An 8,335-nucleotide genomic window follows, 5' to 3' on the forward strand; every position below is an offset into this window, starting at 1 on the left:
CGGCAGGGTTTGGTAATACGGCGGGGCTGTGCGGACTGGAAATTACGGAGGGTCACCTGGATCTGCTGGCGGGGTTGTGTACCCGGGTGGTGCTGCTTACGGATGGCGACGTTCGGGGGCAGGCGGCAGTGCCTAAGTTTGAAGGGCTGCTTAAGGGTGCCGGCTTCGGGGTGCTTTCGCTTTCGCTGCCCGACGGGGAGGATCCCGACTCGCTGTTCCGCCAATTGGGTTCCGAGGGCTTGCGTACCTTAATAGAGTCGTTGCTTTGTCCCCCACGCCTTTTATCGCCTGTTTTACCTCCTTCCAACAGTATGTCCGAAGACTCTATTTTACTTTCTGTTTCCGACAAACTAATTTCACCCCTTCCCGAGTCCTATTTTAGGACCGAAGAGGTTGTTTTACCCTGCTCGGAGCAGGAGAAATCTTCTCCTACGGCGGTATCGGAACCTTACCTTGCAGAGGCAAAATCATCTTTTGATGGGGCTAAATCCATCCCTGCGGAAGTATCGGAATCCTCCCTTGCAGAGGCAAAATTATCCTTTGATTGGATTGAATCTTCCCCCGCGGCTGTTTCGGAAGAGGATTTGCTGATAAGGGATGTGGACAGTCTGGTGGCGTCGTTGGCCTATGTGGTCCGCCCCACGGAAAAACAGCGGATGATTGCCCGCCTCTCTTCGCTGCGGGAACAACTGGAAGCTGCCTCCGCCCTCTTGAACCGCCCGCCCTCGGTGTTGTAAAGAAGGGGGCCTTTTGTATAATAATAGCTTGAATTTGCAAAAGTGGTTCGAATACTGGTATTTGATTGTATTGAAAAAGGCTGCCTTATTACGAGACAGCCTTTTTTGTTTATTACCAACCCGGATTTTGTTTCAGGTTGGGGTTGAGTGTGATTTCGTCTGTTGGAAGCGGACTCAGATAGCGTTTGTCTGTGGCGGTCCACTTACGGCCTGCATCGCTGAGGCTTTTGCCCGGATAGGGGCGTAAGTAGCTCTTGCCCTGGTATTCGATAACCGGTCTGCCGGATGCTCCGCCAAATACGCCTGCCGGGTAGTTGGCGATTACTTCGTTGGTGACTACTATACCGAGGAATGTTTTAGGATTCTCGAACAGTTTGCCGGCTTTCCAGCGTTTGATATCGTCTAGTCTGAAGCCTTCGGTGATTAGTTCGATTCTTCTTTCGCGACGGATCTCGTAAAGCAACGGAGTGATGGTATAGCCATAGTCTACTGCCTGCGGATCGGCTACCGGCGAGGTGGTGAGATGGGGCATGCCCACACGGTCTCTCAACAGATTGATGGTCTGGTCGAGTACCTGTTGGGTGCATTCGTTCAGTTCGGCCTTTGCTTCGGCATAGATAAGCAGCACTTCGGCATAGCGGTATACAAACCAGTCGTAGGTAGTTTTATTGGCTTCCCACTGTGACTGAAGCGGTGACTTGAATTTTACACAGGGGTATCCTGTTACTGCTCCGGATCCGTCTACATTGGCATAGGGGTTGGTCTGACGTACGCCGTTCATCACCAGGTAGGGTTTGTGCAGGTTATCCACAACCTGATACAGGCGCGGGTCGCGGTTCGTGATCTCTTTATCCAGGGTGTTGTCTCCCTGGTAAAGGGGACTTACAGCAATGGGGTTTCCGTCCTTGCAAAGGAATGATTCGATGAAGTCTTTGGATAGACCTGTACCGCTGCTGCCTGCCTGTCTGCCCGTCTGGTGATATAGCAATCCCTCTTTGTAGATGCGTGGAAGAATACATTCTTTATTGGTTGTAAGGTCTTCCTGCACGAACTGGTTGGAGTAGTAGAGCGGATATCCTTCGAAAGGCAGTTGACCGCTTCCGGCATCGGATCCTTTTACGATTTCGTATTTACCGGTCTGCATAACAGCCAGGGCATTGTCTGCCGCTTTTTTTATCAGCTCGTTTGCCGACGGGGTGCCGGTAAGTGCATGGTATTTTTTGTAGGTTCCTTCGTGCAGGCATACCCGTGCCAGCTGGGTGCGGGCGGCATCTTTATTGAGGCGTCCCTTTTCTGCCTTGTCGGCATCGGGTAACCACTGAATGGCAAATTCGAGGTCTTCGATGATTTTGCCCAATACGAAATCGCGCGTGTCGCGGGGTTTGTAAAGCTCGTCGGTATCGGCTGTCTGAAGGTCTTTGTCGTACCAGGGTACATCTCCGAACTGCTTGATTTTACCGAAATAATCGAGCGCTCTGAAAAAACGGACTTCCGCAACGTAGGGGTTTACCTCCGAAGGAGCCGCCTGCACCTTTTGGTAGCGCGTGAGGAAGAAATTACAATTGCGGATGTTACCCCAGGTCCATCCGGCTTCGCTGGCGGTGGACGGGATGGTGGTTTCGTTAAACAGATACGAACTGTAATTGGTAGTGATGCAGTTGTCGCTTACATTGTCTTTGTCAACTCCCGGAGCCGAAAGGTTGGTGTAGAGATTGTTGGCATACAGCTTCAGATCCTCTACTTTTGACCAATAGGAGGCATCGGTGAGTGAGTCTTTGGGGGATATATCGGTTACTCCTTCGCACGAGATCAGTACGCTTACAAATAGACCGGATAATATGATATTTTTTAGTTTCATACGTGTAAAATTTTAGTGTTAAAACGTTAGATTCAGTCCTACTGCCAGTTTCTTGTTGATTGGATAGGTCATGTTACTCAATGTTTCAGGATCGAAAGAGTCGATCATATCGGTGATGGTAAAGAGATTCTCTCCCGAAACGTAGATTCGTAACTTGCTGATACCAATCTGGTTCATCCATACTTTTGGGAATGTATAACCCAGGGTTACATTCTTTAAGCGGGCATAGGAGGCGTCTTGCAGATAACGGTCTGTGGTCTGACGGTTACCTCCGTTGTTCCAGTTGGGACGGGGGAAATAGGCTCCTGTATTCTGAGGTGTCCAGTAGTCGAGCGACTCTTTAAGCGGGGTGTCCCACTGACTGGTGAATCCCCAGAAGTGTACGCCTCCCACCATATAGTCTCGTTTACCGATTCCCTGCCAGAACATTTCGAAGTCGAAGCCCTTGTATTCGAATCCGGCGGTTATACCGAAGCTATACCGGGGTGTGCTGTTTCCGATAATGGTTTTGTCGCCGGGATTGTCGAGGGTGTTGGTTCCCCATTCGATTTCGCCGTTATTGTTGAGGTCGACGTATTTAACATCGCCTGCTCCCCAGCTTCCTCCCCATAATTTGGTTTGCTTGGGACTGGAGGCCACCTCTTCGTCCGACTGAAACAGTCCGTTGGAACGGTATCCCCAGATTTCTCCGATTTTTCTGCCTACATAGTATTGGCCGATAGATCCGGTGGGGTTTGTAAAGCGGGTGATTTCGGACTGGTAATCGGAAAGTACCCCTTTTGCCCAGTATTTGAATCCGTTGGAAAGCTGATCGGTCCATCCGATGGATACCTCGAATCCGTAGGTTTTAAGATCGGCGGCATTTTCGGTGGGCACATTGGCTCCCAGGGTGGCGGGAAGCGCCTGACCGGCAGTAAGCATATCCTTGGTTTCGCGCGTATACCAGTCGAACGAGGCAGCCAGGCGGCTGTTTAGGAACAGGGCATCGAATCCGAGGTCTACCTGATTGACAGTCTCCCAGGTAAACGAGGGGCTTACCAACCCGGATGATCCTACGGCTACCGGTGTTTCGCCGTTCAGGATATAGCCCATGGCTGTGTTGATGGAGTAGGTAGGCAGGTAGGGGAAATTGGATCCGACGGCCTGGTTACCCAACGATCCGTAAGAGGCTCTGATCTTGAGGTCGTTCCATCCCGATTTGAGCGGTTCCCAGAATCCCTCTTCGGATATTCTCCAGGCAGCCGACAGGGAGGGGAAGAATGCGTAACGGTCGTTTTTAGGGAATTTGGACGAACCGTCGTATCTTCCGTTAACTTCCAGCAGGTATTTATGCTTATAGTCGTAATTCAGGCGCATAAAGAAACCGTTTACAGACCAATGAGATTCATTCGCATTCATCAACCGGTCGCCAACCGCCAGGTTGAGTGCGGGATTGTCGTTGTCTATCAATCCTTTGCGTCCGGCATAGAAGAATTTATTGTGCTTGTATTCCTGGTTGTAACCTCCCATGATCTTGAACGAGTGATCTTCGCGGATTGTCTTTGCATATTCGGCAAAGGCGTTGAATGAGGTATAGTAATCTTCGTCGTCGCTCATCACCACACTATTGGGGTTGGTCCACGGATAGTACCCTTCGGTGCCGGCTACGGCTGTATAGTCGTAGAATCTGCGTACATGGGTTTTAATGCCCTGTCCGTAGGAATTGAAGGTATAGTCGGCATTCAGTGTGAGTCCGTCGAAAGGCGTAACCCGCAGGGCTCCGGTAAGCCACAGGTCGTTTTTCTTTCCGTAGGTGTTTCCTCCCTGTGCCTGGATGGCTGCGGGGTTGGTATAACTACCTTGTCCGGCATAGTTGCCGTCGGGGTGGCGTACGGGCATAAGCGGACTGAGGTCGTTCTTGAGGTATCCGCTATAGGCGCTCACTCCGGCATAGGCTGTTGAGTTTGCCGCCGAGGTTCCTCCCGCGGGGTGCTGCTCCTTGGTATAGTTGTACATCACCTTTCCCGAAAAATTAAGCCACTTGGTGATATCAGACGACAGGTTGAGGTTGGCATTGAAACGCTGGTACTTGTCGTCGCCATGCTTCAGGATACCCCCGATGTTGTTATAGCCCAGCGATGCATAGTAGGTGGAGTTTTCGCTTCCACCGTTTACAGCCAGGTTGTACTGCTGCGAGAAGCTGGAGTTTTTATAAATCTCGTCCCACCAGTTTGTGTTGCCAACGTATTGATATTTGTTGGGGTCGATGGAGGGGTCGTAATAAACGGGACTGTTGTTTGCAGGATCGTTGAAGTACTTTTCGGCATATTCATAAATAACAGGATTATAGTAATGTCCGCTTCCTCCGCCGTTCTGATAGGCAAGGTCGATCATATTCAGATACTCCATGGAATTGATGGTTTCGATGGTTTTTGCCGGCGACTGCCAATATCCGTTGGTAGAGAGCGATATCTGAGGCTTTTGCTCTTTGGTTCCGTTTTTGGTGGTGATAAGGATCACACCGTATGCAGCTCTTGCTCCGTAGATGGCTGCTGATGCGGCATCCTTCAGTACTGAAATAGAGGCGATGTCTTCGGGATTGATAAGGTCGGGATCCATTTGTACGTTGTTTACCAGCACAAGGGGACCGCCGCCGTTCAGAGAGGTGGTTCCGCGGATGTTGAAACTGCTGGATTGTCCGGGTGCACCTGAATTTACACTTACGTTGAGGTTGGGCACTACCCCTTGTAAGCCCTGACTGAGGTTGGCGATGGGGCGGCTCTCCAATACGTCGCCGCTTACTTGTGCCACGGCTCCCGTTAGATTGGCCTTGCGCTGGGTACCGTATCCAACCACCACAACCTCTTCGAGCTTCTGCGTGTCTTCGCGAAGTTTGATTTCGATCATGTCTTTGTTGGCCGTGCCTACTTCCTGACTCAGATAACCGATGTAGCTTACCAGCAGGGTGGCTCCCTGCGGTACATCGAGGGTGAAGTTCCCATCAAAGTCGGTTATGGTTCCGGTGTTGGTCCCTTTCAATATTACGTTGGCCCCGATGATGGATTCGCCCCGTGTATCGGTGATTTTACCTTTTAGCTTTCGTGTGTTTTGTTGTGTTCCGGCTGTTTCGTTCAGGGGAGAGGCCAGCACAATGTGCCTGTCTTTAATTGTATAGGTAATTCCCGTGCTGGCTGATAGTGCATCCATGATTTCTTTGATGCTGCAGTCTTTTTTACTCAGACTTATTTTAACACGGTTGTTTACTTCTTCCAGATTGTAGAAGAACAGAAAATCGGACTGTTTTTCGATTTTCTTCAGTATGGACTCGAGTGTTTCGTTTTTTGCCGAAACAGATAACGAGGTGGTTTGAGCATAACTTGATGCGATGGCTTGCGAAAGGCATACGCATAGTAGCAATACGGTTATTTTCATGACTTTTATAGCTCTTTTAAGTGCAGGTAAAGTAACTATAGATTTTTTATTCATATTTTTGTATGTTTTTAAGATTAAACGTTTTTGCTGTGATAACAGATGTTTAATTGACGGAACCGGGAAGGGAGGATCTGGCGGGATCTTCTCTTCCCTTTTTTTAGGTTAACTTGTATTCATGTTGGAAATAAATTTAGATTAGGACATTTTACTTTTTAATAATGGTTATGTGATGATCGTTTACTTTGTACCTGATCGGTATGGAGAGACTGATTATTTCCATAATGTCTTCGATGCGCTGTCCGCGGTAGAGTGTACCGGTAAATTTACGCTGGTTGAGCGATGCGGTCTGTACATCGAATGTCACCCCGTACAGGTTGGCAAGCCTGCCAAGCATGGATTCCATTGTTTGTTCGGGGAAATAGTAGTAGCCTGTTGTCCACGCTGTATATTGAGCGGCATCTACGTCTTTAACCAGTACACGTTGTTTGTTCTTGTTATAAATGTGTTGCTGATTGGGTTTGAGGATACTAATCTGCCCGCCTTGTTCCATGAAGAGCCGAACCGACCCTTCCAAGAGGGTGGTGACGGTAACCGTGTCGGCCGGGTAGGCCATAACGTTGAATTTTGTTCCGAGTGCCTCGATCTGCTGCCCGTCTACCTTTACAATAAAGGGCTTGTCTTTTTCTTTGGCCACATTGAAATAGGCTTCGCCCCGCAGGTGTACGATGCGTTGGGTTTTTCCGTAATCGGTTTCGTACCAGAAGGTGGATTTCGTACCGAGACTGATTTCGGTGCCGTCCGGCAGGATTACAATATCCGCTTCAATACCGTTTCCGCCTACATACTGTGCTGCCAAGGATGCAGGAGCCGGCTGTTCCATGAACCATAGTGCGGTGAGCGCTACGGCTACCAGACTTACGGCAGCATAGGAGGCGACTTTAAGCCAGAGCTTTCTGCTCCTTTTGCCTGTTGTCTGCTTGCTAGCCATCCGTTTGCCGAGCAGCCTCTCCCAGCTGGCATCGACCGATATCGGATTGCGGGCCTGTACCCAGTTGTCGTACAGTGCTTTGGTATCGAAGTAACGCTTTTTGTTGGCCGGATCTGATTCTACCCAATGGTAGAACTGAATTTTTTCCTCCTCCGAAAGATTTTTCTGAAGGTAGCGTATGATGCGTGTATCGGCGTCTGTCTGTTTAAATTCCATGGTTGTTTAGATTGCTTGTTTAAGCCCTTTACTAATACAACGTACCACAAGGAATTTTCTCCCACCGATTTTTAATATTTTTTTTAATTCAGCATAAAAAAATGTATAAATACCGGGCGCAATGTTTACGAAGATGGAGGAGGGCACGGTAGAGTTGGTTTTCGACGGCGTGGACCGACAAGCCGAGCTGTTCGGCTATTTCGTTGTTGCGTAAGCCATCTACATAGCTTAATTTAAAGACCTGGCGGGTACGTTCGGGCAATGCCTCGGATTGTTTGAGAAATTGAAGAAAGAGGTCTTGCTTCATGATCTTTTCTTCGGACGATTCGTATAAAAAGATCTCTTCCAATGTTAATTGGACGGCATGCTGATCAATAAATTCCTGTTCGGTCTGCAATTTGCGCAGATGATCGATGCAGGCGTTGCGTACTGCAGTATAAAGGAGGCTCCTTAATTCTTCGTTGGGTAATTTGTAGATTTGTTTGTCCCAGAACCGAAGGTAAACGTCGTGAACAATGTCTTCTGCATAAAACTCGGGGACGAATTTTCTTGCAAAATTCAGTAAGGCGTTTCCAGTTGATAGATAGACCTCTTTGTATCTGTCTTTTTCGGTAGCGAATGTGTCCATGCGCCAAATATACTGTTTTATTTCAAATATTAACTTTTGTTTTGTTTTTTTTGTTCTGAGACTAATCTGTTTTGACACCTTGAGTTTGTTAGTAAGACATCTGTGTAGGTTAAAATGGGCGTAATAGTTGTAGGAGTGGTTCGGATATTTTTTCTCTTTAAACTCATGGAGTGGTCGTTTTTTAGCTCAAATTCCAGGTAATTGAGCTTAAAAATAGTATATTTGTGAGCTTAAGCGAATTCCTTTCTTTATTTATCATCTTTTAGATTTACAATCCATGATCCTTTTTTTGTAGTGCCGATACGTTGTATAATACCTCCCTTTCGAAGTTTGTTTATATTGTTTTCGACGGCTGTTTGACTTATACCTATTTATTGCGTCTTCAATATTTAATTGTTCCCATTCATCAAGTTCATTTCTTGTTGTGATGGTTTTTATTTTTAATCCTGATTTTTCGTCTTCATCTATAGGAGTTTGCCCTTCAATGTAACTTAAAT

At 47.9% G+C, this 8,335-nt stretch carries 6 protein-coding genes; 1 reads left to right on the forward strand and 5 read right to left on the reverse strand.

What is annotated here, in order from left to right; translation table 11 throughout:
- The coding region (locus tag AB7E53_RS13270; protein WP_446776184.1) for a toprim domain-containing protein at positions 1–737 on the forward strand (737 nt) is incomplete at its 5' end.
- A 112-nt stretch (positions 738–849) separates the two neighbouring features.
- On the opposite strand, the gene AB7E53_RS13275 is transcribed toward AB7E53_RS13270, so the two are convergent.
- The 5 genes from AB7E53_RS13275 to AB7E53_RS13295 form a co-directional block, all read right to left on the reverse strand.
- Positions 850–2,595, reverse strand: a complete 1,746-nt coding sequence (locus tag AB7E53_RS13275; RefSeq protein WP_446776186.1) for a RagB/SusD family nutrient uptake outer membrane protein — start codon at positions 2,593–2,595, stop codon at positions 850–852.
- An 18-nt stretch (positions 2,596–2,613) separates the two neighbouring features.
- Positions 2,614–6,060 carry a SusC/RagA family TonB-linked outer membrane protein gene (locus AB7E53_RS13280; RefSeq protein ID WP_446776188.1) on the reverse strand — a complete coding sequence of 1,149 codons (3,447 nt, stop codon included), beginning with the start codon at positions 6,058–6,060 and terminating at the stop codon, positions 2,614–2,616.
- 151 nt (positions 6,061–6,211) lie between these two features.
- Positions 6,212–7,210, reverse strand: a complete 999-nt coding sequence (locus AB7E53_RS13285; RefSeq protein WP_446776190.1) for a FecR family protein — start codon at positions 7,208–7,210, stop codon at positions 6,212–6,214.
- An 88-nt stretch (positions 7,211–7,298) separates the two neighbouring features.
- A complete protein-coding gene (locus AB7E53_RS13290; protein WP_446776192.1) occupies positions 7,299–7,838 on the reverse strand; it encodes a sigma-70 family RNA polymerase sigma factor in 540 nt (179 codons plus the stop codon).
- Positions 7,839–8,093: 255 nt separating this feature from the next.
- Positions 8,094–8,335, reverse strand: a 242-nt coding sequence (locus AB7E53_RS13295; protein ID WP_446776194.1) for a hypothetical protein, incomplete at its 5' end; no start/stop codon positions are given.

Origin of the sequence: Macellibacteroides sp., from assembly GCF_050251695.1 — a bacterium.
GTDB lineage: Bacteria > Bacteroidota > Bacteroidia > Bacteroidales > Tannerellaceae > Macellibacteroides > Macellibacteroides fermentans.